Source organism: Streptomyces sp. NPDC003284 (assembly GCF_053589675.1).
In genome coordinates this window covers 101257-128179 of sequence record NZ_JBSFSI010000020.1, presented here as the reverse complement: position 1 = coordinate 128179, position 26923 = coordinate 101257, and the positions used below count along the sequence as shown (strand labels likewise).

Annotated in this window: 21 protein-coding genes; 9 read left to right on the top strand and 12 right to left on the bottom strand. The window is 73.7% G+C overall.

Going from position 1 to position 26923, the window contains the following annotated elements; all coding sequences use genetic code 11:
- Positions 1 to 229 precede the first annotated feature (229 nt).
- On the bottom strand, positions 230 to 901 hold the full coding sequence (locus ACWDYF_RS31200) for a mycothiol-dependent nitroreductase Rv2466c family protein (RefSeq protein WP_381743114.1): 672 nt from the start codon (positions 899 to 901) through the stop codon (positions 230 to 232).
- A 167-nt stretch (positions 902 to 1068) separates the two neighbouring features.
- On the opposite strand from ACWDYF_RS31200, the gene pepN (ACWDYF_RS31195) reads away from it, so the two are divergent.
- Together pepN (ACWDYF_RS31195) and ACWDYF_RS31190 are read left to right on the top strand one after the other, a co-directional pair.
- A complete protein-coding gene (gene pepN, locus ACWDYF_RS31195) occupies positions 1069 to 3651 on the top strand; it encodes an aminopeptidase N (RefSeq protein WP_389472986.1) in 2583 nt (860 codons plus the stop codon).
- Between the two features lie 217 nt (positions 3652 to 3868).
- Positions 3869 to 4927, top strand: coding sequence for a hypothetical protein (locus tag ACWDYF_RS31190; RefSeq protein ID WP_018568465.1), 1059 nt, complete (start codon positions 3869 to 3871; stop codon positions 4925 to 4927).
- A 55-nt stretch (positions 4928 to 4982) separates the two neighbouring features.
- Here ACWDYF_RS31190 and ACWDYF_RS31185 read toward each other — a convergent pair whose 3' ends face one another.
- Both ACWDYF_RS31185 and ACWDYF_RS31180 read right to left on the bottom strand, forming a co-directional pair.
- On the bottom strand, positions 4983 to 6131 hold the full coding sequence (locus tag ACWDYF_RS31185; RefSeq protein WP_389472983.1) for a serine hydrolase domain-containing protein: 1149 nt from the start codon (positions 6129 to 6131) through the stop codon (positions 4983 to 4985).
- Between the two features lie 100 nt (positions 6132 to 6231).
- The gene (locus ACWDYF_RS31180) at positions 6232 to 6699 is read right to left on the bottom strand and encodes an NUDIX hydrolase (RefSeq protein ID WP_381743108.1); all 468 of its coding nucleotides are present in this window, start codon (positions 6697 to 6699) and stop codon (positions 6232 to 6234) included.
- A gap of 392 nt (positions 6700 to 7091) precedes the next feature.
- On the opposite strand from ACWDYF_RS31180, the gene ACWDYF_RS31175 reads away from it, so the two are divergent.
- Both ACWDYF_RS31175 and ACWDYF_RS31170 read left to right on the top strand, forming a co-directional pair.
- The gene (locus ACWDYF_RS31175; protein WP_389472980.1) at positions 7092 to 10406 is read left to right on the top strand and encodes a S8 family serine peptidase; all 3315 of its coding nucleotides are present in this window, start codon (positions 7092 to 7094) and stop codon (positions 10404 to 10406) included.
- A 374-nt stretch (positions 10407 to 10780) separates the two neighbouring features.
- Complete coding sequence (locus ACWDYF_RS31170) at positions 10781 to 11797, top strand: aspartate-semialdehyde dehydrogenase (protein ID WP_064533172.1); 1017 nt, start codon at positions 10781 to 10783, stop codon at positions 11795 to 11797.
- Positions 11798 to 11848: 51 nt separating this feature from the next.
- On the opposite strand, the gene ACWDYF_RS31165 is transcribed toward ACWDYF_RS31170, so the two are convergent.
- Complete coding sequence (locus ACWDYF_RS31165; RefSeq protein WP_381743102.1) at positions 11849 to 12349, bottom strand: DUF1203 domain-containing protein; 501 nt, start codon at positions 12347 to 12349, stop codon at positions 11849 to 11851.
- Positions 12350 to 12461: 112 nt separating this feature from the next.
- Here ACWDYF_RS31165 and pepN (ACWDYF_RS31160) point away from each other — a divergent pair, with 112 nt between their 5' ends.
- Positions 12462 to 15044, top strand: coding sequence for an aminopeptidase N (gene pepN / locus ACWDYF_RS31160; RefSeq protein WP_389472976.1), 2583 nt, complete (start codon positions 12462 to 12464; stop codon positions 15042 to 15044).
- A 120-nt stretch (positions 15045 to 15164) separates the two neighbouring features.
- Here pepN (ACWDYF_RS31160) and ACWDYF_RS31155 read toward each other — a convergent pair whose 3' ends face one another.
- Positions 15165 to 15599, bottom strand: a complete 435-nt coding sequence (locus ACWDYF_RS31155) for an ATP-binding protein (RefSeq protein WP_389472973.1) — start codon at positions 15597 to 15599, stop codon at positions 15165 to 15167.
- 149 nt (positions 15600 to 15748) lie between these two features.
- Here ACWDYF_RS31155 and ACWDYF_RS31150 point away from each other — a divergent pair, with 149 nt between their 5' ends.
- Both ACWDYF_RS31150 and ACWDYF_RS31145 read left to right on the top strand, forming a co-directional pair.
- Positions 15749 to 16291 carry a UTRA domain-containing protein gene (locus tag ACWDYF_RS31150; RefSeq protein ID WP_389472971.1) on the top strand — a complete coding sequence of 181 codons (543 nt, stop codon included), beginning with the start codon at positions 15749 to 15751 and terminating at the stop codon, positions 16289 to 16291.
- Complete coding sequence (locus ACWDYF_RS31145) at positions 16288 to 17064, top strand: GntR family transcriptional regulator (protein WP_381743097.1); 777 nt, start codon at positions 16288 to 16290, stop codon at positions 17062 to 17064. The genes ACWDYF_RS31150 and ACWDYF_RS31145 overlap by 4 nt, the downstream gene beginning before the upstream one ends.
- A 31-nt stretch (positions 17065 to 17095) precedes the next feature.
- Here the strand turns inward: ACWDYF_RS31145 and ACWDYF_RS31140 are convergent, their stop codons facing one another.
- The 3 genes from ACWDYF_RS31140 to ACWDYF_RS31130 form a co-directional block, all read right to left on the bottom strand.
- A complete protein-coding gene (locus tag ACWDYF_RS31140) occupies positions 17096 to 18034 on the bottom strand; it encodes a LysR family transcriptional regulator (protein ID WP_381743095.1) in 939 nt (312 codons plus the stop codon).
- Positions 18035 to 18096: 62 nt separating this feature from the next.
- Positions 18097 to 18999 carry a DMT family transporter gene (locus tag ACWDYF_RS31135; RefSeq protein WP_389472968.1) on the bottom strand — a complete coding sequence of 301 codons (903 nt, stop codon included), beginning with the start codon at positions 18997 to 18999 and terminating at the stop codon, positions 18097 to 18099.
- A gap of 223 nt (positions 19000 to 19222) precedes the next feature.
- Entirely contained in the window at positions 19223 to 20659 is a 1437-nt protein-coding gene (locus ACWDYF_RS31130; RefSeq protein ID WP_389472965.1) for an FAD-dependent monooxygenase, read from the bottom strand.
- 158 nt (positions 20660 to 20817) lie between these two features.
- Here ACWDYF_RS31130 and ACWDYF_RS31125 point away from each other — a divergent pair, with 158 nt between their 5' ends.
- Positions 20818 to 21483 carry a TetR/AcrR family transcriptional regulator gene (locus ACWDYF_RS31125; RefSeq protein ID WP_389472962.1) on the top strand — a complete coding sequence of 222 codons (666 nt, stop codon included), beginning with the start codon at positions 20818 to 20820 and terminating at the stop codon, positions 21481 to 21483.
- A gap of 193 nt (positions 21484 to 21676) precedes the next feature.
- Here the strand turns inward: ACWDYF_RS31125 and ACWDYF_RS31120 are convergent, their stop codons facing one another.
- The 4 genes from ACWDYF_RS31120 to ACWDYF_RS31105 form a co-directional block, all read right to left on the bottom strand.
- On the bottom strand, positions 21677 to 21937 hold the full coding sequence (locus ACWDYF_RS31120) for a hypothetical protein (protein ID WP_026252631.1): 261 nt from the start codon (positions 21935 to 21937) through the stop codon (positions 21677 to 21679).
- Between the two features lie 83 nt (positions 21938 to 22020).
- On the bottom strand, positions 22021 to 24243 hold the full coding sequence (malQ, locus tag ACWDYF_RS31115; RefSeq protein WP_389472960.1) for a 4-alpha-glucanotransferase: 2223 nt from the start codon (positions 24241 to 24243) through the stop codon (positions 22021 to 22023).
- A complete protein-coding gene (locus ACWDYF_RS31110) occupies positions 24244 to 24630 on the bottom strand; it encodes a hypothetical protein (protein WP_389472958.1) in 387 nt (128 codons plus the stop codon).
- Positions 24631 to 24852: 222 nt separating this feature from the next.
- The gene (locus ACWDYF_RS31105; RefSeq protein WP_018568451.1) at positions 24853 to 25389 is read right to left on the bottom strand and encodes an HNH endonuclease; all 537 of its coding nucleotides are present in this window, start codon (positions 25387 to 25389) and stop codon (positions 24853 to 24855) included.
- 347 nt (positions 25390 to 25736) lie between these two features.
- On the opposite strand from ACWDYF_RS31105, the gene ACWDYF_RS31100 reads away from it, so the two are divergent.
- On the top strand, positions 25737 to 26825 hold the full coding sequence (locus ACWDYF_RS31100; protein ID WP_389472955.1) for a mechanosensitive ion channel family protein: 1089 nt from the start codon (positions 25737 to 25739) through the stop codon (positions 26823 to 26825).
- Positions 26826 to 26923 lie beyond the last annotated feature (98 nt).

Here is a 26923-nt window from a genome sequence, read left to right as displayed (position 1 = left end):
TGGCAGGACGTCGCCAGGCGCTACGCCGCCGCCAAGGAACGCACCAACGTCCTGCTCCTCGCGCCCTGACCGCGCACCCCCGATCGTCCCCCCTCGTGATCGTCTTCTCACCTTTCGCGCGGGCGGGCGGAATGAAGGAAACCCCCGCGAGGACATGACTCGCGGGGGTTCTCCCGTCGGGCGGCGGACCCCCGACCACGGGTCGCTCCTGACTACAGGCCGCTCCTGACTACAGGTTGCTGAAGTCCGGCCCCTCGGTGCGGGTCCGCTTGATCTCGTAGAAGCCGGGCACCGAGGCGACCGCGACGGTGCCGTCCCACAGGCGCAGCGCCTCCTCGCCCTTCGGGGCCGGGGTGACGACCGGGCCGAAGAAGGCGAGCTGACGGCCGTCCGGGCCGGGCAGCGCGATGACCGGGGTGCCGACCTCCTGGCCGACCTTGTCGATGCCCTCCTTGTGGGAGGCGCGCAGCTCGGCGTCGAACTCGAAGTCCTCCTGGTCGGCGTAGTCGATCAGGTCGGCGGGCAGGCCCGCGTCCGCCAGCGCGCCCGCGATGGCCTCGCGGGTGGGGCCCTCGCCCTGGTTATGGAAGCGGGTGCCGAGCGCGGTGTAGAGCGGGCCGAGGACGTCCTCGCCGTGCTTCTGCCAGGCCGCCGTCACCACCTTGACCGGTGCCCACGCCTGGGTGGTGAGCAGCTCGCGGTACTCCTCGGGCAGCTCGTCGATCCGGGGCTCGTTGAGCACGGCCAGGCTCATGATGTGCCAGCGGACCTCGATGTCGCGCTGCTTCTGCACCTCCAGCACCCACCGCGAGGTCATCCAGGCCCACGGGCACAGCGGGTCGAACCAGAAGTCGACGGGGGTCCTGCCGGAGGGGGTCGCCTCGGGGGCGGTCTGGGACATGGCTCTCCTCGGTACGGGGGGCGTGCGCGTACGGGGCGGGCCCGGCGGGGCCCTCGCCTCGGGCAACATCGATCGTCACGCAGGGCATTCCCCAATGTCGCGCAACAGGACCGCATGGCAGGATCGGTGCTGTCCGCATCTTGAACACATCCGAGGGAGTGCCGTCAGTGCCCGGTGAGAATCTGTCCCGCGACGAGGCCCGGGAGCGGGCCGCCCTGCTGTCCGTCGACGGGTACGAGGTGTCCCTCGACGTGCGGTCGGCGGTCGGCGACACAGAGGGCGAGGGGCCGCTGACGTTCCGGTCCGTCACCACGATCCGGTTCCGCTGCAACGAGCCCGGCGCGTCCAGCTTCGCGGACCTGATCGCGCCGAGCGTCACCGCCGTCTCCCTCAACGGCAAGGACCTCGACCCCGGCGAGGTCTTCGACGGCGCCCGGATCGCCCTGGAGGACCTGGCCGCCGACAACGAACTGGTCGTCGACGCGCAGTGCGCCTACTCGCGCACCGGCGAGGGCCTGCACCGCTTCGTCGACCCGGAGGACGGCGAGGTCTACCTCTACACCCAGTACGAGCCGGCCGACGCGCGCCGCGTCTTCGCCAACTTCGAGCAGCCCGACCTCAAGGCGCCCTACCGCTTCGAGGTGCGGGCGCCCGAGGAGTGGACGGTGTGGAGCAACGGCGCCGGCACGGAGCAGGAGGGGGTGTGGCGGTTCGCGGAGACCAAGCCGGTCTCCACGTACATCACCTGCGTGGTCGCGGGCCCGTACCACTACGTCACCGACTCCTACGAGCGGGAGCTGCCGGACGGGACGCGGCTGGAGATCCCGCTGGGCGCGCTGTGCCGCAAGGGGCTCGCCAAGCACTTCGACGCCGACGACGTCTTCCTGGTCACCAAGCAGGGCCTGGACTTCTTCCACGAGCACTTCGACTACCCGTACCCGTTCGGCAAGTACGACCAGGCGTTCGTGCCCGAGTACAACCTCGGCGCGATGGAGAACCCGGGCCTGGTGACCTTCCGCGAGGAGTACATCTTCCGCGGCAAGGTGACGCAGGCGTCCTACGAGGCGCGGGCCAACGTCATCCTGCACGAGATGGCGCACATGTGGTTCGGCGACCTGGTCACCATGGAGTGGTGGGACGACCTGTGGCTGAAGGAGTCCTTCGCGGACTTCATGGGCTCCTTCTCGCTGGTGGGCGCGACCCGCTTCACCGACGGCTGGATCACCTTCGCCAACCGGCGCAAGGCGTGGGCGTACCGCGCCGACCAGCTGCCGTCCACGCACCCGGTCACCGCGGACATCCGCGACCTCCAGGACGCCAAGCTGAACTTCGACGGCATCACCTACGCCAAGGGCGCCAGCGTCCTCAAGCAGCTGGTGGCGTACGTGGGCCGGGACGCCTTCCTGGAGGGCGCCCGCCGCTACTTCAAGCGGCACGCCTACGGCAACACCCGCCTGGGCGACCTGCTGGCGGTGCTGGAGGAGACCAGCGGCCGGGACATGGGCGCCTGGGCGCGGTCCTGGCTCCAGACGGCGGGCGTCAACACGCTGACCCCGCAGGTGATCCTGGACGCCGAGGGGCGCGTCGCCGAGCTGGCGGTGGTGCAGGAGGCCGTGGAGGCGTATCCCGAGCTGCGCCCGCACCGGGTGGCCATCGGCCTGTACCGGCGCTCGGAGGTCGGCGCGCTGGAGCGGTACGCGCGCGCCGAGGTGGACGTGGACGGCCCCCGCACGCTGGTGGCGGAGCTGGCCGGGCAGGACGCGCCCGAGCTGGTGCTGGTCAACGACGACGACCTCACCTACTGCAAGATCCGTTTCGACGCGACCTCGCTGGCCACGCTGCGCGAGCACCTGGCCGCGCTGACCGATCCGCTGGCCCGCGCGCTGTGCTGGTCGGCGCTGTGGAACCTGACCCGGGACGCGCTGCTGCCGGCCCGTGACTTCGTGGACCTGGTGCTGCGCTTCGCGGGCCGCGAGACGGACATCGGCGTGCTCCAGATGCTGCACGCCTGGGCGGAGTCGGCGCTGGTGCACTACGCGGCGCCCGCGTGGCGCCCGAGCGGTGCGCGGGCGCTGGCCGAGGGCGCGCTGGCCGAGCTGCGGCAGGCCGAGCCGGGCAGCGAGCACCAGCTCGCCTGGGCGCGGTTCTTCGCCTCGCTGGCGTCGGACCCGGGCGACCTCGACCTGCTGGCGGGCCTGCTGGACGGCACCGAGGAGATCCCCGGTCTCGCCGTGGACCAGGAGCTGCGCTGGGCGTTCCTGGAACCCCTGGCCACCCACGGGGCGGCCGGTGAGCAGCGTCTCGACGAGGAACTGACCCGGGACGACACCGCCTCCGGCGAGCGGCACCATGTGCGCTGCCTGGCCGCGCGCCCCTCGGCCGCGGTGAAGGCGGCGGCGTGGGAGCGGGTCGTGGAGTCGGACTCGCTGTCGAACGCGCTGGTGGAGGCGACCATCGCGGGCTTCGTCCGGCCCTCGCAGCGCGAGCTGCTGGCGCCGTACACCGAGAAGTACTTCGCCGAGATCGAGCGGGTGTGGCGGGAGCGGTCGATCCAGATCGGCGTGGTCGTGGTGCGCGGTCTCTTCCCCGCGCTGCGCGACTCGCCCCAGACGCTGGAGGCCGCGGACGCGTGGCTCGCCGCGCACGAGCAGGCCGCGCCCGCGCTGCGCCGGCTGGTCCTGGAGGAGCGCGACGACCTGGCGCGGGCGCTCGGCGGACAGGCGTGCGACGCGGCGGCCGGTGCGCGCTGAGCCGTCACCCGTCCGGCCGCAGCTCTGGCCAGAGCCGGAGCGTGCGGTAACCGTTACAGAACGCGTGCCCCGGAGGCCGTAACCTCTGGTCCGTGCCCGGCGGACCAGGGGTTTCCGGCACCCGAACACCTGTGCATACGGGCGGTGTTGTCCGTATTGCGCCACGCTCTTGTAACAGCGGTTAGCGCGGGGACCGGGTGCGGGAACGTCCCGTGGCATGAACCACGACACCCCGCTCTCCCCCCGCCCGCTGAGCCATCTGGCCGAGGCGCACCACCGGGTCCTGACCACCGCCCAGTTGCGCGCGCACGGTGTGTCGGCGGCCGAGACGTCGGCGCAGTGCCGGCCCGGCGGTCCCTGGCAGCAGTTCCTGCCGGGCGTCTATCTGCTGCACCCGGGGCCGCCGACCGGGGAGGAGCGGCTGCGCGCGGTGCTCGCGTACGCCACGCGCGGGCCGGTGCCGCGCCGGAGGGACGGGGTCCCGGCCCAGCCGACCGCCCGGGAGCCGCACCGCCCGGCCCGCGCGGAGGTGATGATCACCGGTCTGGCGGCGCTCGCCCTGCACGGTTTCGCGGCGGCGCCCGCCCTGCTCGCGCTGGACGTGATCGACGTGCTGGTGCCGCGGCTGCGCCGACTGCGCTCGACGGGCTGCGCCCGGATCGTCAAGGCGGCCGAGCCGCCCGCGCCCGAGACGGCCGGCGGGGTGCCGGTGGCGCCGGTGCCGCGCGCGCTGGCGGACGCGGTGGCCCAATTGTCCGACGCGTTCGCCGTGCAGCGGCTGCTGACGGAGGCGGTGCGCGACGGGCACTGCGAACCGGCCGCTGTGGTGCGGGCGCTGACCGGTGCGCGGCTGCTGACCCGGCCGCACGTGGTGGACGCGGTGGACTCGCTGCTCGCCGAGGGCCGTTCGGTCGCGGAGGACCGGCTGTACCGGATGGTCGCCGAGCACGGTCTGCCCGACCCGGTGTGGAACGTGGACCTGCGGCTGCCGGGCGGCCCGCACCTGGGCGGCCTGGACGCCTACTGGCCCGACCACGCGGTCGCCCTGGAACTGGACACCCGCGCCCCGCTGCCGGGCCGTCCGGGCGACGAGACCCTCGGCGTGGAGTACACCCGCAAGCGCGAGCACCTGGAGCGGCTGGGCATCACGGTCGTCCACCTCACGCCCCGCAAGCTGCGCGACGCGATGGACCAGCAGGCCACGGTCGTCCGCACGGCCCTGATGGCGGCGGCCGACCGCGACCCGGCCGCGTACGTGGTGGTGCTGCCCCGCTAGGGAGCGTCGCGCGCCCCGGTGCCGGGGCGCGCGACGGGTGCCGCCGGTCAGCCGGTCACCGGCCGCAGAACTCCGCCTCCAGCACCGTCTCCGGGTCGCCCGTCCAGTCGGCGTTGAGGTTGAGGGCCAGTGCGTGGCGGCCGTCGGCGGTGGTCGCGGCCAGCGAGGACGAGCCGTGGATGCCGCCGTCGTGGCCCCACACGTGCACGCCGCAGGAGAGCCGGCGGTCCATCAGGCCGAGGCCGTAGGTGATGTGCGGGTCGCCGGTGTCCCGGACCGTGGTCTTCATCTCCTCCAGCTGCTCCGGCGGCAGCAGCCGCCCGCGCAGCAGGGCGGTGTAGAAGCGGGTCAGGTCGGCGGAGTCGGAGATCATCTCGCCCGCCGAGGAGGCGATGGAGGGGTTGAGTGCGGTGACGTCGTACGTCGGGCCCGTCGCCTTGTCGGACAGCTTGGAGTAGGCGCGGCCGCTCGGGTGCGGCACGGTGGTGCGGGTGCCGGGCAGCGAGGTGGCGTTCAGGTGCAGGGGCCGCAGGACGCGGTCGCGGATCTCGTCGGCGTAGGAACGGCCCGTGACGCGTCCGATCACCAGGCCGGCCAGCACGTAGTTGGTGTTGGAGTACTGCCAGGAGGTGCCGGGGGCGAAGTCCGGCGCGTGGGAGACCGCGATCCGCACCAGGTCCTCGGCGGACACCGTGTCGTAGCGGTGTTCCAGGAAGCCGTCCTTCTCGAAGTAGGTGCGGCCGAACGTGTCGTCGGCCGTGTAGTTGTAGAGGCCGCTCGTGTGGTTGAGCAGCTGCCGCAGGGTGACGCGGCTGCCGTCGTTGCCGTGGCCGCGCACCACGCCGGGCAGCCAGTGCTCGACCGTGTCGTCCAGCGACAGCCGCCCCTCCGCCTCCAGTTGGAGCAGCACCGTGGCCGTGAAGGTCTTGGTGATGCTGCCCACCCGGTAGCGGTCGTGCGCCCCGCGCGGGGCGCCGGTGCGCAGGTCGCCCGTGCCCGCCGCGGTGCTCCAGGTGCCCGCCCGCCCGCGAACGGTCGCCGTCACGCCGGGCACCCCGTCCGCGACGAGTGCCCGGACCGCCGCACCGGTCGCCTCGTGGCGGCCGTGGCCGCCCGGCGCGGACGGTGCCGCCGCCGCGGGTCCCGCCGCCGCCACCGCCATGACCAGGGCCGTCGCGCCCACCCAGCTCGCCCGTACCGACATCGTCTTTCCCCTCGTCGCCGTCCGCTGCTGTCGGGCGCAAGGACCCGGGGGCGGTGCGGACGGTTGCCGGGCGGCGGCCCGGTTGAGCCGGATCCGGCCGTTACGTCTCCTCGGCCCGCTCCGGCGCCGCACGGCCCGCCGCCGGGCGCTCCCGCCACAGCCGCAGCCCCACGTCGACCAGTCCGACCCGCTCCAGCCCGCTCACCGCGGCCAGGTCGTGCCAGGCCGCCATGTCGGTGGAACCGCCCGTCTCGTGGCGCAGTTCGCCGCCGGTGACCCGGCCCTCGTAGACGATGCGCAGGCCCTGGAAGTCGGCGTGGCTGCCCAGGGGCCGCGGATAGGTGCGGCGGATGGAGTCCAGGCCGAGCAGGGTGACCGGTTCGACCGCGTAGCCGGTCTCCTCCTCGGCCTCGCGGACCACGGTGTCGTAGGGGTCCTCGCCGTGCTCCATGCCGCCGCCGGGCAGGGTCCACCGGCGTGCGCCGTCCCGCGCGACCCAGCGGGCCAGCAGTACCTGTCCGTCCCGCACACACACGGCGTAGGCCGCCACCCGCAACTCCTCACGCATGGGGAGACGTTACGGCAGCACGGCGGCGGGCGGGGGCCGTTCGGGCGCCGAGGGGCGCGCGGGCGGCCCGCGGGCGCCGTCCCCCGGGGGCGGTCAAGAGGCGGTACGGGCCGGGCAAGGGCGGGCCTCCGGCGGCGGCCACCCTGCGGACCCGGGCCGCCACGATGCGCGTTCATCCGCCCGCAACATACGGCGGAACAAGGGGGTTTGAGGGCATGCGTCCACCGTGGCGTATGGCGGGATCCCGCCATGTGTCCATCCCGGCTCGACCAACTCTCCCCAAACTTCTGTCGCTTGAGTAAAGCTGAGCGATCGTCCGGCACCGAATTCCGGACGACCGCGATCACATCCGGTCGCACCTCGCCTGGTTCCTTCATTGACAGAGGATGCCGATGACCCCCGACTCCCCCCGCGCCCCGGGCGCGAGACGCCTGGCCCGCCTCGCCGCGGCCACCGGCGTGGCCGCCGCGCTCTGCGCCGCCGGACCGCTCCCCCTGGCCTTCGCCCAGGACGGCCCGCTCCCCGCCGACCCGCCCGTCCGGTCCGCGAGCGCCAAGCTCGGCGCGGACGACGCCGATCTGCTCGCCACCGCCAAGGCCGACGGCGACAAGAACGTCACGATGATGATCGCGACCGCGCCCGGCCGCACCGACCAGGTCGCGCGCCAGCTCGACGCGGTCAGGGGCGGCTCGGTCGGCCGCACGCACGACAAGCTCGGCTACGTCCGGGCCACCGTGCCGACCGCCCAGGCGGACGCGGTGATCGCCGCCGCCGAGAAGCTGTCCACGGTGCACGCCATCGACCTGCGCCAGGAGATATCCCTCGACGACCCGCGCCCGGACGCCGACCCGGCCGGGACCGCGCACGGCAAGGACGGCAAGGACGGCAAGGGAAGCGGCGCCTCCTACTCCGCCCCGGGGAAGAACACGCCCGCCGCCAACCCGTACAACCCGTCCTTCGAGACCGGTGCCGTCGACTTCGTGCGGCAGAACCCGAAGGCGGACGGCCGGGGCGTCACCATCGGCATCCTCGACTCCGGTGTGGACCTCTCCCACCCGGCGCTCCAGCGCACCACCACCGGCGAGCGCAAGATCGTCGACTGGGTGACCGCGACCGACCCGATCGTCGACGGCGACGCCACCTGGCGCCCCATGGTCGACGCGGTGTCCGGACCGGCCTTCTCCTACGGCGGCCAGACCTGGAAGGCCCCGGCCGGTTCGTACCGGATCAGCACCTTCAAGGAGTCCGCCACCACGGGCGGCGACGCCAAGGGCGACGTGAACCGGGACGGCGACACCACCGACTCCTGGGGCGTCCTCTACGACGCGGCCGCCGGCACGGTCCGCGTCGACCTGAACAACAACCACGACTTCACCGACGACACCCCGATGAAGCCGTACAAGGACGGCTACCAGGTCGGCTGGTTCGGCACCGACGACCCGAAGACGGACGTCGCCGAGCGGCAGCCGTTCGTCGTGCAGATCCGCAAGGACGTCCCGATGGACCCCTACGGCGGGTCCTGGACCGGCAAGAAGTCCGACTTCGTCAACATCGGCCTCATCGAGTCCGAGCACGGCACCCACGTCGCCGGGATCACCGCCGCCAACGGCCTGTTCGGCGGGAAGATGAACGGCGCGGCGCCCGGCGCGAAGATCGTCTCCTCGCGCGCCTGCACCTGGACGGGCAGCTGCACCAACGTGGCGCTCACCGAGGGCATGATCGACCTCGTCGCCGAGCGCGGCGTGGACATCGTCAACATGTCCATCGGCGGACTGCCCGCCCTCAACGACGGCAACAACGCCCGCGCCGAGCTGTACACCCGTCTGATCGACACCTACGGCGTCCAGCTCGTCATCTCCGCGGGCAACTCCGGCCCCGGCGCCAACACCATCGGCGACCCCGGCCTCGCCGACAAGGTCATCTCGGTCGGCGCGGGCATCTCCAAGGAGACCTGGGCCGCCGACTACGGCTCCGCGGTGCGCACCCCGTACGCGATGATGCCGTTCTCCTCGCGCGGCCCGCGCGAGGACGGCGGCTTCACGCCGACCCTGGTCGCGCCCGGCGCCGCCATCAACACCACCCAGACCTGGCTGCCCGGCGGCCCGGTCGCCGAGGCGGGCTACACCCTGCCGGCCGGCTACTCGATGCTCCAGGGCACCTCGATGGCCTCCCCGCAGGCCACCGGCGCCGCCGCCCTGCTGCTGAGCGCCGCCGCGCAGCACCGCATCGGGCTGACCCCGGCCGGGCTGCGCACCGCCCTCACCTCCAGCGCCCGCCACATCCCGGGCGCCCAGGCCTACGAGGAGGGCGCGGGCCGCATCGACATCGTGGACGCCTGGAAGCTGATCCGGCTGGGCGCGGGCGCGCACGACTACACGGTCGACGCCCCGGTCGACACCGCGATCGACGAGGCGCTGAAGACCCCGGGCCACGGCACCGGCCTCTACGACCGCGAGGGCGGCCTGAAGGCCGGCCAGAAGAAGACGTACGACATCACCGTCACCCGCACCTCGGGCTCGTCCGCCGCCGTGTGGCACACGCTGCGCCTGGCGAACAACGCCGAGCAGACGTTCCGCCTCGTCGGCTCGCCGCTGGTGCGGCTGCCGCTGAACCGGCCGGTGACCGTCAAGGTGCAGGCCGCGCCGCGCTCGGCGGGCCTCAAGAGCGCGATCCTGGAGGTCGACGACCCGTTCACCACCGGCGTCGACCGGCAGATCCTCACCACGGTCGTGGTCGCCGACCCGGTCGCGTACACCTACTCCGCCAAGGCGTCGGTGCAGCGCAACGCGACCCGGTCCTACTTCCTGACCGTGCCCGCGGGCGCGAAGTCGCTGGAGGTGGCGATCGGCGGCCTGGCCGACAAGAGCCAGACCCGGTTCATCGCCATCCACCCGTACGGCGTCCCGGTCGACAACACCTCGACCCCGTACTGCTACAACAACTACCTCGACGGCAACGGCTGCAAGCCGGACGTGCGCTCCTACGCCGACCCGCAGCCGGGCGTGTGGGAGGTCGAGGTCGAGGCGCGCCGCACCTCGCCGCAGCTCGACAACCCCTACCGGCTCGACGTCACCGTGCTGGGCGCGGCCTTCGACCCGCAGACCGTGACCGTGCCCGAGGCGAAGGCCGGTACGCCGGTGACCGCCTCCTGGAAGGTGACGAACGCGTACGCCGCGCTGGACGGCCGCCTCACCGGCGGCCCGCTCGGCTCGGCCAAGTCCGCCCGGCCGACCGTGGCCAACGGCGAGAAGCAGACCACGACGGTGACGGTGCCCGCGGGCGCCGCGTCGCTGGACGTCGCCATCGGCGGTGTCTCCGACAAGTCGGCCGACCTGGACCTCGCGGTCTACGACGCGAGCGGCAAGCAGGTCGCCAAGTCCGCCGACGGCGACTCGGAGGAGTCGGTGTCGATCGCCTCCCCGGCCGCCGGGACGTACACCGTCGAGGTCGCCGCGTACTCGGTGCCGTCCGGTTCGACGGAGTACGACTACCGCGACGTGTTCTTCTCCACCACGCTCGGCACCGTCTCCGTGGACGGCGCGCCGGTGAAGCTGGGCACGGGCGCCTCGGCGACCGTGACCGGCCAGGTCACCGCCGCCGCCCAGGCACCCGAGGGACGCGAGTTCTTCGGGCAGGTGCGGCTGGTGAACGCGCGGGGCACCGTCGCGGGCACCGGCAGCGTGCGGATCGGGACCGTCGTGCCGTAGCTCGCGCGCGGGGCCGCCGTGACGGCCGAGGGGCGGGCGTCCACCGGGGCGCCCGCCCTTTCCCGTGCCCCGGACGGCCGCCCGCTCCCGTTGCGTACGTCACATCGTCGGATACGCCCGTGCGGGATGGGCAGGCACCCAGCAGCACAGCTTGCGGCGCACGGCCGAGGACGGGCGAATTTCTCCAGCTCACACCGGGTGCGCGCCGCAGAACCGCAACCGCGGGGCGGTCCGAGTCGTCCCCTTTTCCACGGGGGCGCCGGGAACGCGGCGCAAAGAACTGGACACCCGGGCCCGGGTCGGCCGCATGATGGAAAGGCCGCGGCCGGGCGACACGCGCGGCAGACGCACGCACAGCACACAGAGGAGACACCGTGAGGGTCGGAATCGTCGGAGCCACCGGTCAGGTCGGCACGGTCATGCGCAGGATCCTCACGGAGCGCGACTTCCCCGTCACCGAGCTGCGCCTGTTCGCCTCGGCCCGCTCGGCGGGGCGGGTGCTGGACGGGGTGACGGTGGAGGACGCGGCGAGCGCCGACTACTCCGGCCTGGACATCGTGCTGTTCTCGGCGGGCGGCGCGACCTCGAAGGCGCTGGCCGAGAAGGTCGCCGGGCAGGGCGCCGTGGTGATCGACAACTCCTCGGCCTGGCGCCGCGACCCGGACGTGCCGCTGGTGGTGTCCGAGGTGAACCCGCACGCGGTCGCGGACCGCCCCAAGGGCATCATCGCCAACCCGAACTGCACGACCATGGCCGCGATGCCGGTCCTCAGGCCGCTGCACGCCGAGGCCGGTCTGGAGGCGCTGGTCGTCGCCACCTACCAGGCGGTGTCCGGCTCGGGCGTCGCGGGCGTCGCCGAGCTGCACGGCCAGACGCAGAAGACCGTCGCCGACGCCGACAGGCTGACCCACGACGGCTCGGCCGTCGACTTCCCCGAGCCGGCCGTCTACAAGCGCCCGATCGCCTTCAACGTGCTGCCCTTCGCGGGCAACCTCGTCGACGACGGCCTGAACGAGACCGACGAGGAGCAGAAGCTCCGCCACGAGTCCCGCAAGATCCTGGAGATCCCGGAGCTGAAGGTCTCCGGGACCTGTGTGCGGGTGCCGGTCTTCTCCGGGCACTCCCTCCAGGTCAACGCCCGTTTCGCGCGGCCGATCAGCCCGGAGCGCGCCACCGAGCTGCTGGCCGGCGCCCCCGGTGTGGTCCTCTCGGACATCCCGACGCCGCTGGAGGCCGCCGGGCAGGACCCGTCCTTCGTCGGCCGCATCCGCCGCGACGAGACCGTGGAGCACGGCCTCGCCCTGTTCCTGTCCAACGACAACCTCCGCAAGGGCGCGGCCCTGAACGCGGTGCAGATCGCGGAGCTGGTGGCGGCGGAGCTGAAGGGCTGACCCGGGCGGCGGGCCCCGGAGCACCCGGGGCCCGCGCACCTCGTGGACGCCCTACGGCCTGCGCACCTCGTAGAGGAAGCAGCCGTACTCGACGGCCCGGACGTGGACCAGTGCCACGGCCGGGTCGTCGAACGCCTCGGTGAGAGCGGCGTCGAAACGCCCGGCGCCCGGCTCCACCAGCGCCCCGCCCAGGATGCGGCCCTCGGCGCCGTAGCGGCGCAGCACGCGGCGCGCGTGGGTGAGGGGCAGCCGCTCCGCGGTGTCCGGCCCGGCGCACTCCCCGGCGTGCACGAAGACGGGCCCCTGCTCGTCGTAGGCGCCGGGGTCGGCGCCCGTCCGGGCCGCCCAGCGCCGCAGCGGCGCGTAGGAGACCAGCGCGAGCCGCTCGCCGGGCTCGCTCCGGCGCAGGCAGCAGCGCAGCGGAGCGCCGCCTTCCGGGTCGGTGAAGGGGACCGCCGGGCGTCCGGCGTCGTCCCGCTCGCGCAGCCGGCTCAGCACGCCCGGTTCGATGGCGCGTGCCCGGTGGACCATGGTGTCTCGCCCTGTCGTCATGGTTCCAGCCTCGCGCCGCGACCGGCCGCCCACCGGCGGGATCCGGTCGTCGCGTTCCGTGCGGCTCGCATGGAAGGATGACGCAATCCACACATCACGAGGAGATGACCGCGTGCCTGGCACAAACCTGACTCGCGAAGAGGCGCGGCAGCGGGCGAAGCTGCTGACCGTTGACTCGTACGAGATCGATCTCGACCTCTCCGGCGCGCAGGAGGGCGGTACCTACCGGTCCGTGACCACGGTGCGCTTCGACGTCGCGGAGGACGGCGCCGAGTCCTTCATCGACCTGATCGCCCCGGCCGTCCACGAGGTGACCCTCAACGGCGACGCGCTGGACCCCGCGGAGGTCTTCAAGGACTCCCGGATCGCCCTGCCCGGCCTGCTGGCGGGCCCCAACGTGCTGCGCGTCGCCGCCGACTGCGCGTACACCAACACCGGTGAGGGCCTGCACCGCTTCGTCGACCCGGTCGACGACCAGGCGTACCTGTACACGCAGTTCGAGGTGCCGGACGCCCGCCGCGTCTTCGCCTCCTTCGAGCAGCCCGACCTGAAGGCGACCTTCCGGTTCACCGTGAAGGCGCCCGAGGGCTGGACCGTCGTGTCCAACTCGCCGACCCCCGAGCCCCGCGACAACGTCTGGGAGTTCGCGCCGACGCCGCGCATCTCGACGTACATCACGGCGCTGATCGTCGGCCCGTACCACTCCGTGCACAGCGTGTACGAGAAGGACGGGCAGTCCGTGCCGCTCGGCATCTACTGCCGTCCCTCGCTCGCCGAGTTCCTCGACGCCGACGCGATCTTCGACGTCACCCGGCAGGGCTTCGACTGGTTCCAGGAGAAGTTCGACTACGCCTACCCCTTCGCCAAGTACGACCAGCTGTTCGTGCCCGAGTTCAACGCGGGCGCGATGGAGAACGCGGGCGCGGTGACCATCCGCGACCAGTACGTCTTCCGGTCCAAGGTGACCGACGCGGCGTACGAGATGCGGGCCGAGACGATCCTGCACGAGCTGGCCCACATGTGGTTCGGCGACCTGGTCACCATGGAGTGGTGGAACGACCTGTGGCTGAACGAGTCGTTCGCCACCTACACCTCCATCGCCTGCCAGGCGCACGCCCCCGGCTCGCGCTGGCCGCACTCGTGGACCACGTTCGCGAACTCCATGAAGACCTGGGCGTACCGGCAGGACCAGCTGCCGTCCACCCACCCGATCATGGCGGACATCAACGACCTGGACGACGTCCTCGTCAACTTCGACGGCATCACCTACGCCAAGGGCGCCAGCGTCCTCAAGCAGCTGGTGGCCTATGTCGGCATGGACGAGTTCTTCCGGGGCGTGCAGGCGTACTTCAAGCGGCACGCCTTCGGCAACACCCGCCTGTCGGACCTGCTGGGCGCCCTGGAGGAGACCTCCGGCCGCGATCTGCGGACCTGGTCGCACAAGTGGCTGGAGACGGCCGGGATCAACATCCTGCGCCCCGAGATCGAGACCGACGAGAACGGCGTCATCACCTCCTTCGCCGTGCGCCAGGAGGCCCCCGCGCTCCCGGCCGGTGCCAAGGGCGAGCCCACGCTGCGCCCGCACCGCATCGCGATCGGCCTGTACGACCTGGACGAGGCGAGCGGCAAGCTGGTGCGCGCCGAGGACGGCCGGATCGAGCTGGACGTGGACGGCGAGCTGACCGCCGTACCGCAGCTGGCCGGCCGTCGCCGCCCGGCGGTCGTCCTGCTCAACGACGACGACCTGTCGTACGCCAAGGTCCGTCTCGACGAGCAGTCGCTCGCGGTCGTCACCGAGCACCTGGGCGACTTCGCGTCCTCGCTGCCGCGCGCGCTGTGCTGGGCCTCGGCCTGGGACATGACCCGCGACGCCGAGCTGGCCACCCGCGACTACCTGTCGCTGGTGCTGTCCGGCATCGGCAAGGAGTCCGACATCGGCGTGGTGCAGTCGCTCCAGCGCCAGGTGAAGCTGGCCATCGACCTGTACGCCGACCCGGCCGCCCGCGACGCGCTGCTGACCCGCTGGACGGACGCCACGCTGGCCCATCTGCGCACCGCCGAGGCGGGCAGCGACCACCAGCTGGCCTGGGCCCGCGCCTTCGCGGCGACCGCCCGCACGCCCGAGCAGCTCGACCTGCTGAACGCGCTGCTGGAGGGCTCGCAGACGATCGAGGGCCTGGCCGTGGACACCGAGCTGCGCTGGGCGTTCGTGCAGCGGCTCGCGGCGGTGGGCCGGTTCGACGAGCCGGAGATCGCCGGGGAGTACGAGCGCGACCGCACCGCCGCCGGTGAGCGGCACGCGGCCACCGCCCGCGCCGCCCGCCCGACCGACGAGGCCAAGGCCGAGGCATGGGCGTCGGTCGTCGACTCCGACAAGCTGCCGAACGCCGTCCAGGAGGCGGTCATCGGCGGCTTCGTCCAGACCGACCAGCGCGAGCTGCTGGCGCCGTACACCGAGCGGTACTTCGAGGTGCTCAAGGAAATCTGGGACTCCCGCTCCCACGAGATGGCGCAGCAGATCGCGGTCGGCCTGTACCCCTCGGTCCAGGTCTCCCAGGACACCCTGCGCCGCACCGACGAGTGGCTGGCCTCCGCCCCGCCGAACGCGGCCCTGCGCCGCCTCGTCTCGGAGTCCCGCGCGGGCATCGAACGCTCCCTCCGCGCCCAGGCGGCCGACGCGGCGGCCGGCCGCTAGGCATCTGCCGCGCAGCCACCACCAGCGACGGTGAGCGAAGGGCGCCCGGCGTGCTTGCCGGGCGCCTTTCGCCGTGGGGCACACGGGTGCGCGTATCCCCGTCCGTCTGCTTGTGCCTCTTCAGCGTGTGACCGGCCGCGCGTCCCCGTCCCGGGCCACCGGCACGGGCACGGACCGTGTCCCGAAGACCGCCCACACGGTCTTCCCGGGATTGTGCGGTGTGACCCCGAAGCCATCGGCGAGTGCCATGACAATACGCAGGCCCCGCCCCCCGTGCTCCCCCACGTCGACGTCCGACACCTGCGGCCGCCCGCCCCCGCTGTCGCGCACTTCCACGCGGACCGAGGAGCCGTCGTCGATGAGCGTAAGACAGAATTCCCTGCCCGGCGGCACTCCGTGCAACACAGCGTTCGTCGCCAGCTCCGAGACACAGAGCCGCACCTCGTCCTGTCTGTCGAGACGCCCCCACTCGACGAGTGTCTCCACGGCGAACAGCCGCGCCCTGCCCACCGATCTGCGGCTCCGGGGGAATCGTCGTTGCCGTAACAGGGGCATGGTTCACCACCACCTCGTGCCGGGACATGAGAACGGCGTCACCGTATCACTTTTCGCGAAAAGCAGAGAGGTGACCTGTGTGAGTGACTGCGAGACCGGTCGCTAACGTGGTGGGCGGCAGAAGGTCGGCCCGAACACAGGAGGACCGCGTGAGTGACAGCACCTGGGTCAGCACCTCGATGCCGTATCTGGCTCCGCGCGAGTCCGGGCAGCCCGACGCCTGGGCGGCCGAAGCGGCGGCGCGAGGCGGGAAGGGCAGCCAGCGCATCACGTACGCGGGCGAGGTGCCCGCTCCGGACGAGGTCGCCGCACTGTTCGACCTGCCCGCCGGAGAAGTCGTCGTGGTACGCCGCCGGGTCATCGAACTGGACGAGTGGCCCACCGAGTTGACGAACACCTACTATCCCCTGGCCATCGCGCGCGGAACCCGCCTCGCCGAGCGTGCGAGGATCCCGGGCGGGGCCGTGACCCTTCTCGCCGAACTCGGTCATGTCGGCGCGCGCGTACGCGAGGACGTCACAGCGCGTATGCCCGATCCGGACGAGTGCGAGGTCCTGCGCATGGCACCGGCCCAGCCGCTGCTTCGCCTCAGCCGCGTCACGCTGGACAGAACCGACCGGCCCATCCAGGTCGATCAGATGCTCATGCCCGCCCACCGGCAGCAGTTGCGCTACGAGATGCGAATCGGATGACCGTGCCCGACGACAACGGATTCCCGGACCGGCGCTCACTGCACGAGCGGATCGCCGCCGACCTCAGGGACGACATCATGAGCGGCGACCTGGCGCCGGGCACCAGCCTGCCCTCCACCGCCCAGCTCAAGGACCGGTTCGGCGCCTCCAACGCCACGATCCAGAAGGCGGTGCAGATCCTCAAGGACGAGGAACTGGTGGTCGGCCGCGCCGGTGCCGCGATCACAGTGCGCGAGCACCGCCAGCGGACCATGCGTCCGGCCTCGTTCATGAGTCCGGCCGCCCCGGGAGAGCCCTACCGGTGGCTGACCGAGGCGACGAAGCCCGGCAGCCGGGCGCACAGCACGCTCCTGGACGTACGGGAATCGAACCCGCCTGCCGATGTCCGCGTCGCGCTGGGCCTCGCGGACGGTGAGACGGCGCTGCTGCGCCACCAGGTCCTCTCCCTCGACGACGAACCGGTGGAACTGGTCAAGTCCTACTACCCGATGGCGGTGGCCCGCGGTACCGCCATCACCGAGAAACGGAAGATCCGGGGCGGCACCCCGGCACTCCTCGCCGGACTCGGGTATCCCCCGCGCCTCAGCGTGGACCGGGTCTCGGCCCGGGTCCCCACGCAGGAGCAGTTCCAGGCCCTGGCGCTGCCCAGCGACCTGCCGGTGCTGCGGACCCTGCGCGTGGTGTTCAGCGACGACGACTTCCCCGTCGAGGCCACGGTCATGGTCAAGGCCGGGCACCTCTACGAGTTGCAGTACGAGTTCACACCCGACTGACCGCCGGGGCGTCCGTCTGCGCGCTTCCCGGTCAGTCCTCGCGCGCCTCGATCCGGGCGTCCTGGCCGGTCGTCAGGTGTGTGGCCGCTGTGCGCAGGGCCGTCAGGACGGTCCGGGGGGCGGGGGCGTCGCGGGCGCCCTGGCGCAGGGCGGCGACCACGTGGCGGTGGGGGCGGTCGGCGGCCAGTTCGCGGAGCACCACGCCGTCGCGGCGCGGGGCGGCCATGCGCGGTACGAGCGCGACGCCCATGCCCGCCTCCACCATCGCCAGGATGGCCGTCCAGCCGGCCGCCGTGTGCCCCTGGTGGGGGCTGAACCCGGCCGCCTCGCAGGCCGTACGGGTGATGTCGGACCACGGACCGCTGCCGCCGAAGATCCAGGCCTCGGCGGCGAGATCGGCGAGCCGCACCTCGGGCGCCGAGGCCAGCGCGTGGCCGGGCGGGAGGGCGAGGTCGAGCGGGTCGGCGAGCAGCGGCACCCGGGTGAAGCCGGGGTCCACGGCGGTCGGCGCGTGCGCGGCCAGCGACAGCGCGAGGTCCACCTCACCGGCGGCCAGCAGGTCGTACGCCTCGCCCGCCTCCGCCTCCCGCACCCGTACGCTCACCCCGGGCCGGCTCGCGCGCAGCGCCCGTACCGCCGGGACCACCAGGGCGGGCACCGCGGTCGAGAAGGCCGCGACCCGCACCTCACCGGCCTCGCCGCGTGTGTACGCCGCCATCTCCGCGTCCGCGCGTTCCAGTTGCTCGAACACGGCGTCGGCGTGCCGCAGCACCAGCCGGGCCGCGTCCGTGAGCCGCACCCGCCGCCCCCGCGCCTCCAGCAGCGGCACCCCGAGCTGGGCGGCGAGGTTGGTCAGCTGCTGGGAGACGGCGGACGGGGTCATGTGCAGCGCCTCGGCCGTCGCGGTCACGGTCCCCCGCTCCCGCAGCGTCCGCAGGATGCGCAGCTTCCGGATCTCCCACTCGGCCATGGCGGCAACCATACGGCCGTACGAACCGTACGGCTGTACGGTCCTCGGCGGCGTCAGCAGCATCAGCGGCGGGCCGCCGAGCCGAGGACGACACCGCCCAGGATCAGCGCCATGCACAGCGCCTGGCGCGGTCCGGCCGCCTCGCCGAGCAGCGCCCAGGACAGCAGCGCCACACAGACCGGCTGAAGGTAGTAGACGAGTCCGGCGCGGACCGGACCGACCAGGGAGATCGCCTTGTTCCAGGCGAAGAAGGCGAGGGCGGAGGACATCACGCCGACGTAGAGGAGGGGCAGCACGGTGCCGGGCGACGGGGTGAACCCGCCCTGGAGCGCGAGGCTGCCGAGCTGGCACGGCACCAGCATGAGCGAGCCGGCCAGGAAGGTGGTGAAGAGGAACCCGGCGCCGTCCAGCCCGGCGGGGCGGCGGCGCAGCAGGGCGCTGTAGCCGCCGAAGCAGCAGGCCGCGGCGATCATCCACAGGTCCCCGGCGGCGAACGAGGTCCCGCCGCCGCCCGCCATCAGCAGCACCACGCCCGCGCAGGCGGTGAGCAGGCCCGCGACCCGGCGGGCGCCGAGCCGGGTGCCGCCCGCCCGTTCCAGGACCGCCATCAGCACCGGCGAGGCCGCCATGATCATGCCCATGTCGGCGGCCGGGGTGGTCAGTCCGGCCTGGTTGACCAGGGTGTTGTAGACGGCGATGCCGAGCAGCGCGGCCAGCAGGACGAAGGCCGCGTGGCGGCGGATCAGCTCCCGCTGCCGCCAGGCCGCGCGGGCGCCGAAGGGCGCCACCGCCACGAGCGCCACCACCCAGCGCCAGAACGCCTGCTGCACCGGCGGCACGCTGTCGTGCAGCGCGCGGGAGGCGACGAAGCTGCCCGCCCAGACGACGGTGGCCAGCGCGGCGAGGGCGGTCCCGAGGGCGACGGGCCGCGCGGCGGACGCGGTCGCCGGGGCCGGTGGCGCCACGGGTGGGCGGGGTGTCCGGTGCCGGACGGGGGCCACGGGGGTCCTTTCGCTGGACGGGGCGGGACGGTCGCTGGACGGGGGTGGGACGGCGGGCGGGGCGGCGACGTCCCACCCGGTCCGGACCCACCGTGACAGCGACCGACCTGTCAGGTCCATCGAAACTTTTCGAGCGGTCTTTTCAGCAGAACCGAAAGGTTGAGCGGTTGAAGGGTGCCGCGGCGGGTCAGCCCACGTGGGTGGCGAGCGCCGCCTCGATCGCCGCCGGGTCGGCCGTGTCCGCCGCCCAGGCCACGTAGCCGTCGGGGCGGACCAGCACGGCCGTACGGCGGCCGCTCGCCCAGCGCGTGGCGGTCAGGCGGGCGGCGCGCTCCGGGGCCACCTCGCGGGCATCGGGGCTGAGCAGGACGAACCGGCCGCCGCGCAGGGCCTCGTACAGCCGGCCGCCGCCCGCGAGCGCCACGTCCGGGACACGGGAGCCGACCAGCCGGTGCGCGCCGAGCGGCGCCCGGTAGCGGTAGCCGATCCCGGTGACCTGGCCGGTGACCAGGCGGCGGAGCGGAGCGCAGGCGCCGAGGAGGGTGACGAGCGCGGCGCGCAGGGCCAGGGTCCAGGGGCGCCCGGCCATCGCGAGCCGCACGATGCCGCCGCTGCTGCGCAGCACGGCCTTGCCGACCGGGTGGCGTTCGGCCTGGTAGGTGTCGAGCAGCGCCTCGGGTGCGTGCCCGGTGACGACCTGCGCGAGCTTCCAGCTGAGGTTGGCCGCGTCCTGGAGGCCGGTGTTCATGCCCTGTCCGCCGGCCGGGCTGTGCACATGGGCGGCGTCCCCGGCGAGCAGGACCCGGCCGACGCGGTAGGCGGGCGCCTGCCGCTCGTCGCTGTGGAAGCGGGAGGTCCAGCGGGCGTCGTGCATGCCGTAGTCGCGGCCGAGCGCGAGCCGGGTGATCTCCTTGACCTCGTCGAGGCCGACCGGCGCGTCGTCGGCCTCCTCCCGGCCCCGGCGCCAGCAGATCACCCGGTGGTAGCCGTCCCCGAAGGGCGCGAGGAAGGCGAACGCGTCCCCGGCCGCGGCGACCGTCAGCAGGGTCTCGGGCGGCTCGGCCAGCCGCACGTCCGCCAGCACCACCGAACGGATCACCGACCGCCCCGGGAACGGCAGCCCGACAGCCCGCCGCACCGCGCTGCGCATCCCGTCCGCGCCGACGACGTACGACCCGCGCAGCGACCCCGGCCGGCCGTCCGCGCCGCGCACGGCCACGGTCACGCCGTCCGCGTCCTGGGACAGTCCGGTCACCTCGGTCTCGTGGCGGAAGTCCACGCCGTTCTCGGCCGCGCGCCGCTCCAGCACCTTCTCGACCTCGTACTGCGGCAGGACGAGGACATGGCGGAAACGGGTGGGCAGGGCGGTGAGGTCGAGGGAGAGGCGGCCGAAGAGGTCCAGCCGGTCCAGGGGGCGGCCGATCGCCTCCAGTTCGTCGGCGAGCGCGCGGGCGTCGAGCTGTTCGAGGGTGCGGGCGTGCAGGACGAAGGCGCGGGAGAGGTTGCTGATCCGGTGCGGGCGCTTCTCGACGAGGGTGACGGGGACACCGGCGGCGGCGAGGTCGCCGGCCAGCAGGAGTCCGGTGGGGCCGGCGCCGACGACGATCACGGGGGTGGTGGTCATGAGGGGCCTCCTCGATGGCTGCTTCGGCCGGTCCACGCTTGTGGGCAAACACTTGTGGGCCAACAACCGTGGGCCAACACCTGTTGGCAAACGTAGACCCGGCGGCGCGAGTGCGTCAACGCTTGTTGGCCCACATGTGTTGGCCTACGCTCGTAGGCATGCCAGATCGCGCCACCCCAGCCACTCCCCCAGCCTCGTCCGGCTCATCGGCCTCGTCCGGCTCATCCAGCTCCTCCGCCTCAGGCAGTGCGGGCAGCGGCGCGGGCGGCTCCGCCCGCCGTTCCGACGCCACCCGCGCCGCCATCCTCGCCGCCGCGCGGGCCCGTTTCGCGGCGGACGGGTACGAACGGGCGACCATCCGGGCCATCGCCAAGGACGCGCGGATCGATCCGTCGATGGTCATGCGCTACTACGGCAACAAGGAGAGCCTGTTCGCCGCGGCCGTCTCCGTGGATCTGCGGCTCCCGGACCTGTCCGCGCTCCCCCGCGACCAGATCGGCCACGCTCTCGTCTCGCACTTCCTCGGCCTCTGGGAGGAGAGCGGCGAACTGACGGCGATCCTGCGCGTCGGTGTCACCAACACCGCCGGGGCCGAGCGGTTGCAGCGGGTGTTCCGGGAGCAGTTGCTGCCTGTGGCGCAGGCGGTGTGCCCGGATCCCGAGCAGGTTCCGGCGCGGGCGGCGCTGTGCGCGTCCCAGTTGCTCGGGCTGGCGCTCACCCGGTACGTGCTGCGCATCCCGGCGGCCGTGGCCCTGGCCCGCCACGAGACGCTGGCCTGGCTGGCGCCCACCGTGCAGCGCTACCTCACGGCGCCCAGCCCCTGACACCGCCCAGCCCCAGCCCCTGGCGCCCGCCCGTCCCCTGACCCACGCCCGAGCCGGGCCGGGGCCGGGGCCGACGCCGGGCACGACGAAGGCGCCCGCCCCCGGCGCGTGCGTACGGCGAATGCGCGTACGCACGGCGGGGCGGGCGCCCTCGGTGCAGGTGCGGGACCGGGCAGGGGACCGCCGGTGGCCGTCAGGCCTTGGCGTCCGCCTTGCGACCGGTGTCCTGGTGCTTGTGGGACCGGTCCAGGACCATGACGAGACCGCCGATGATCACGAACAGGGCCAGCGGGATCCCGACGAAGAGACCCAGCGTCTCGGCGACGCCCAGGCCCTTGCCGGGGTCGTCGCCGTCGTCACGGATCACCGCGAGCGCGGGGGACGACATGAGCAGCATCATCAGCGTCGTACCGGCCGCCAGGGTGCCGGCGCGCAGGGCGTTCTTCTTGTCCACGGTGCCAAAGTAGCGAACGCCGGAACGGGCCGCGCGTCCGGGGTGCCGTACGAGGCGCGCGGACCGCCCGCGCGCCCCCGCCGTCAGCGCCCCTCGGCACCTCCGTCCTTCCGCACCCCGGCGCGCAGTACGTCCGCCAGGGCGCGCAGGCGGGGCGAGGCGGCCAGGTCCTCCAGGGTCACCGGGCGGCCCTCGGCGTCGGCGACGGGCAGGCGCCAGTTGGGGTACTCGGCCGAGGTGCCGGGCAGGTTCTGCGGGCGGCGGTCGCCCACGGCGTCCGGCAGCCAGAGACCCACCATCCGGGCGGGGGTGCGCAGCAGGAAGCGGTGGACGGCCTGGATCCCGGCCTCGACCCGGGCCTCGGTCCCGGGACCCCCGGCCGCTCCGGCCGCTCCGGCCGTGGTTCCGGCTCCGTCTCCCGCCGTCCCCGGGAGCAGCCCCAGTTCCCCCAGCAGCGCCAGCCACTCGTCCACGTCCGCTGCGGCCTCCGCGCGTTCCTCCTCCAGCGGGCGGGTGAGCAGGCCCAGGCGGTGGCGCAGCGCGACGTGCTCGCCGGTGAGGCGGGCCGCGGTGGACGGCAGGTCGTGCGTGGTGGCCGTGGCCAGGCAGTCGGCGCGCCAGCGGGCGGGCGGCAGCGGGCGGCCGTCGCCGTCCCAGCCCCGTTCGAACCAGAGCACCGACGTGCCGAGCACTCCTCGCCGGTCCAGGGTCTCGCGCACCCCGGGCTCCACGGTGCCGAGGTCCTCGCCGATCACCACCGCCCCCGCCCGCGCGGCCTCCAGGACCAGCACGGCGAGCATGGCCTCGGCGTCGTGGCGGACGTAGGTGCCCTCGGTGGGCGGGTGGCCGCGCGGCACCCACCAGAGCCGGAACAGGCCCATCACATGGTCGATGCGCAGGGCGCCCGCGGAGCGGAACAGGGCGCGCAGCAGCCGCCGGAAGGGCGCGTGGCCGCAGGCGGCGAGGCGGTCGGGGCGCCAGGGGGGCAGGCCCCAGTCCTGGCCGTGCGCGTTGAAGGCGTCCGGCGGGGCGCCGACGGACATCCCGGCGGCGTAGACGTCCTGCTGCGCCCAGGCGTCGGCGCCGCCGGGGTGCACGCCCACGGCGAGGTCGTGCACGATCCCGAGGGGCATGCCGGCCTCGCGGGCGGCGCGCTGGGCGGCGGTGAGCTGTTCGTCGGTGAGCCAGGCGAGGCGGGTGTGGAAGCCGACGCGGTCGGCCAGTTCCGCGCGGGCGCGGGCCGTCTGCGGCGAGCGCGGGTCGCGCAGCCCCGCGGGCCAGCGGCTCCAGTCGGAGCCGTGCGCCTCGGCCAGGGCGCACCAGGTGGCGTGGTCCGTCAGGGCGCGGCCCTCGCGGGCGAGGAAGGCGGCGTGGGCGGCGGCGCGGCCGGGGCCGAGCGGGACCCGGTGCAGGATCTCCAGGGCCTCGCGTTTCAGGTCCCACACCGCGTCCCGGTCGATCAGGGCGCCCTTGCCGAGGACCTCGGCGCGCAGGCGGGCGGCCCGTTCCCCCAGGGTGTGCAGCCGCGCGCGGTCCGCGTCGCCGGTGACGTACGCGTACTCGGGGACGTCCTCGATCCGCAGGTGCACGGGGTCGGGGAAGCGGCGGGAGGAGGGGCGGTAGGGCGAGGGATCGGTGGGCTCGGCGGGGTCGCCGGGCACGGCCGCATGCAGCGGGTTGACCTGGACGAACCCGGCGCCCAGGCTCCGCCCGGCCCAGCCGCTCAGCTCGGCGAGGTCGCCCAGGTCGCCCATGCCCCAGGAGCGGCGGGAGAGCAGGGAGTAGAGCTGGACGAGCAGCCCGTAGGAGCGTCCGGGCGGCGGGGGCAGCCGGGGCGGGGCGACGATCAGGTGCGCCTCGGCCCTCCGGCCGTCGGGGGCGGTGGCGGTCAGCCGGTGGACGCCCGGGGGCAGGCCGTCGGCGCCGGAGCGCGTCCCGCCCTGCTCGGTCTCGACGGTGAGCCGGGTGCCGGACGGCAGCGCGGTGAGGGCTTCGGGGGGTCCGGCGTCGGTCCAGTGGACCAGGGTGGGCGGCAGCAGGCGTTCCCGCAGGGCGCTCTCACGGGCGGTGAGCGCGGCGCGTACCGCCTCCGGGGTGCTCGCGTCGACGTCCAGGGCGGCGAGCGCGGCGACGACGGCGCCGGGCGAGGCGGCCACCGTACGGCCCGGTGCGGGGCTGTAGGAGGTGGCGACGCCGTGCAGCGCGGCGAGCCGGGCGAGATCGTCGTCCCCGGCACCCCCGGCATCCCCGGCGGGTCCGGCGGGTCCGGCGGGTCCGGCGGGTCCGGCCGGCCGTGGCGCGGCCATCTACCGCTCCGCGCCGCACGGGCCGGGGTCGGCGGTGGACTCGCTGGTCAGCGGCGCGGCCTCGGCGAGGGGCGGTTCGCTGGTGAGCGGTTCGGCGTCGGGCAGCGGCGGTTCGCTGGTCAGCGGGGCCTCGGCCCAGGGCGCCTCCGAGGTGAACACGTCCGGGTAGGGGTCGCCGGGGTGGAGGCCGTCCGGGCCGGTCTCGTCCGGGCCGGTGGGGTCCGGGCGGAGCCGGTGGTCCGGCCCCGCCGTGGGTTTGGGCAGGGTCCGGTCGGGTCCGGGCACACCGGAGGAGGAGGTGCCCTCGGGTGTGGCGTCGGACAGGGCGGTGTCCGAGAGGACGGTGTCGGTCAGGGCCGAGAGCAGCAGGTGCGCCGGTGCGGTCACGGGGGTCTCCTTGTCGGCTGCGGCATCGAGCGGATTACCGCAGCCCTACCCAGTGCGCGCGATGGCAGACGCACGCGAGCGAACTACGTGCTCTCGGTCACATTCCGCTCCCACCAGGTTGCGCTACGCACGGCCCGGCGGCCACTTCCGGTCGCGTGGACGGCGGAATGCGGGTGACCGGTGCCGTCCCGAGAGGCGAAGCGGGCGAGGCGGGGCGGACCGTCAGGCGGAGATCCCGTCGATCCGCGCCAGCGCGTCGTCCGCGCCGTACGGCTGGAGGTAGGGCAGCCAGCGCGGGTCCCGGTGGCCGGTGCCGATGATGCGCCAGGCCAGACCGGTCGGCGGGGCCGGCTTGTGCCGCAGGCGCCAGCCCAGTTCGACGAGGTGGCGGTCGGCCTTGACGTGGTTGCAGCGGCGGCAGGAGGCCACCACGTTGTCCCAGGCGTGCAGCCCGCCGCGTGAGCGCGGGACGACGTGGTCGACGCTGGTGGCGACACCGCCGCAGTACATGCACCGGCCCCCGTCCCGGGCGAACAGCGCCCTGCGGGTCAGGGGGACGGGCCCCCGGTAGGGGACCCGGACGAAACGCTTGAGCCGGACCACGCTGGGTGCGGGGACGGTGACGGTCGCGCTGTGCAGATGGGCGCCGGACTCCTCGAGGCAGACCGCCTTGTTCTCCAGCACGAGGACGAGCGCACGGCGGAGCGGTACGACGCCGAGGGGCTCGTACGACGCGTTGAGGACCAGGACATGCGGCACGGGTGCCTCCTTGTACGCCGGCGGCGCGTGGCTCGCGCCGGGACGATCTGGAGTCAGTCTCCCCTCATGCCTGGTGAACGCGCCACCATGTCCCGGTAACGGGCCGGGAGTGTTTTCGACCACACCTGGCGCGGTCCCCGGGCCGCAGCGCGCCCACACGGCCTGATCAGAGGGGGAGGGGCGGTGCCGGGGCCGGGCCGGGCCGGGAGTTCGCGGGGAGCGGCGTTCCGTGCCCCGTTAGTGTGGTTGCCCTGCCCGTGCGGTGACCACTTCGTGACCCAGACGATATCGACCGCCGCGTTTCGGATCGCGGCGCCGGCGGGCAGGCGCACCTGGAGGTACCTGCCGTGTCCTTGTCCGCCGTCCTGCTGGCCGCCGGCCCCTCGCCGTCCCCCTCGGAGTCACCCTCCGTGACGGTCCCCACGCTCCAGGACGCCCAGGAGAGCGCGAACCAGGCCGCGAGCTGGGTGGAGCAGAACTGGTCCACCTGGCTGGCGATCGGCATGCGGGTCGTGCTGATCCTGGTGATAGCGAGCGTGCTGCGGGTGGTGGTGCGGCGGGCGATCACCAAGCTGATCGACCGGATGAACCGCACCGCGCAGCAGGCGAGCAGCACCGCGCTGGGCGGTCTGCTGGTCAACGCGGAGCGGCGCAGGCAGCGGTCGGCGGCGATCGGTTCGGTGCTGCGCTCGGTGGCGAGCTTCCTGATCATGGGGACGGCCGCGCTGATGGTGCTGTCCGCGTTCCAGATCAATCTGGCGCCGCTGCTGGCGTCGGCCGGTGTGGCGGGTGTCGCGGTCGGTTTCGGCGCCCGGAACCTGGTCACGGACTTCCTCTCCGGTGTCTTCATGATCCTGGAGGACCAGTACGGCGTCGGGGACACGATCGACGCGGGCGTGGCCTCCGGTGAGGTGATCGAGGTCGGTCTGCGGGTGACGAAGCTGCGCGGCGACAACGGCGAGATCTGGTACGTCCGCAACGGCGAGGTCAAGCGGATCGGCAATCTCTCCCAGGGCTGGGCGACGGCGGGCGTGGACGTGACCGTCCGGGCGGACGAGGACCTGGACCGGCTCCGGGCGACGCTGACCGAGGTCGCGGAGAAGATGGGCAAGGAAGAGCCCTGGAACGAGCTGCTGTGGAGCCCGATCGAGGTGCTGGGCCTGGACAGCGTGCTGATCGACTCGATGGTGGTGCGGGTCTCGGCCAAGACGATGCCGGGCAAGTCGACGGCGGTCGAGCGCGAGCTGCGCTGGCGCATCAAGCGCGCCTTCGACGAGGCGGACATCCGCATCGTGGGCGGCGCCACGGCCCCCGTCGAGGACGAGGCCCCCGACCCGATGGCCGCCATCGCCGCCCCCTCCGCCTTCGCCAACCCGGCCTCCGACCAGGCCAAGGCCACCACCCCGATCCCGCCGCAGCAGCCGACGGGCAAGTAGGGCCGGGACGGACGGACCCGGGCGGCGGTCCGCCCGGGGACCCCGCCCGGGAGTGCGGCGGGAGCGGCGGCCCGCGGTCCGGAAGCGCCGTTCCGCGG